At 76.4% G+C, this 1,323-nt stretch carries 2 protein-coding genes; both read left to right on the top strand.

All coding sequences use genetic code 11. The features are described 5' to 3' along the window. A partial coding sequence (locus tag KBY19_RS35850) for an ABC transporter ATP-binding protein (RefSeq protein ID WP_210967519.1) occupies nucleotides 1–782 on the top strand: 782 nt, incomplete at its 5' end. Continuing rightward, nucleotides 779–1,323 (top strand): ABC transporter ATP-binding protein (locus KBY19_RS35845; RefSeq protein WP_210967518.1); only part of this gene is annotated, 545 nt, incomplete at its 3' end. The genes KBY19_RS35850 and KBY19_RS35845, both read left to right, overlap by 4 nt.

Below are 1,323 nucleotides of genomic sequence, written 5' to 3'. Positions count from 1 at the left end.
TGTACGGTCCCGGGCAGGACACCGGGCTCGATCTGCTCGCTGCCGACGAGGCCACCCTCGCCCGCACGGTGCGCGGGCGGCGCGTCGGTCTCGTACCGCAGAGCCCGGCCGCCCATCTGACCCCGGTGCGCACGGTGCGCTCCCAACTCGCCGAGACCGTACGGGAGCTGACCGGTGCGCGGGGACGGGAGCTGGCCGCCGCGACCCGGGCGGCGTCCGAGCGGGCCGCCTTCCCCGTCGACCACCTGGACCGCTACCCCCACCAGCTCTCCGGCGGGCTCGCCCAGCGGGCCGCCACCGCGCTGGCGCTGGTCGGCGACGCGCCGCTGCTGCTCGCCGACGAGCCGACCACCGGACTCGACCGCGACCTGGTGGAGCGCACCGTGGACGAACTGCGTGCCCACACCGACGACGGGCGGGGCCTGCTGCTGATCACCCACGATCTCGCGGCGGCCGAGCGGGTCGCCGACCGGGTGGCGGTGATGTACGCCGGGCGCGTGGTCGAACTGGCCGACGCCGGGGACTTCTTCGGCGAGCCGGGCCCCCGTCATCCCTACGCCCGTGGTCTGCTGGCGGCGCTGCCCGAACGCGCGTTCACCCCGATCCCCGGTATGCCGCCCGAACTGCACGCTCTCCCGGACGGCTGTGCCTTCGCGCCCCGCTGCACCCGGGCGAGCGCCGAGTGCGCCCGGTTGCCGGCGGCGGAGGACGGTGTGGCCTGTCACCACCCCGTCACCGGCGCCCGGCCCGCCGTGGGCCGACGCGAAGGAAGCAAGGTATGACCGCGGATCCGCACCCCGCGCTGGAGCTGAGCGGCATCACCGCGGGATACGAACGGCGCGCGCCCGTGCTGCGTGACGTCTCGCTGACCGTGTACGGGAGCGAGGCGGTAGGACTGCTGGGGCCGAGCGGCTGCGGCAAGTCCACCCTCGCCAAGGTCGCGGCGCTGCTGCACCGCCCGTACGCGGGCACCGTACGGCTCGACGGTGAACCGGCCCGGGGCTGGCGGCACCGGGCGCCGCGCGCGCAGCGCACCGCCGTGGGCGTCGTCTTCCAACAGCCCCGGCTCGCCGCCGACCCCCGGCTCACCCTCGCCGCGCTGATCGCCGAACCGCTGCGCGCCACGGGACGCGGCCGGGAGGCGACCGAGCGCGTGCGGGAGCTGGCGGGCGCCGTCGGCCTCGGCGGCGACCTGCTCGACCGCCGCCCGCACGAGGTCAGCGACGGGCAGCTGCAGCGCGCCTGTGTCGCACGCGCGCTGGTGCTGCGGCCCCGGGTACTGGTCTGCGACGAGATGACGGCGATGCTGGACGCCTCCACCAC

This window comes from Streptomyces sp. B15 (assembly GCF_018070605.1).
Taxonomy (GTDB): Bacteria; Actinomycetota; Actinomycetes; order Streptomycetales; family Streptomycetaceae; genus Streptomyces; species Streptomyces smyrnaeus.
The sequence above is the reverse complement of the archived record's forward strand: the minus strand, read 5'-3'. Positions and strand labels throughout refer to the sequence as shown.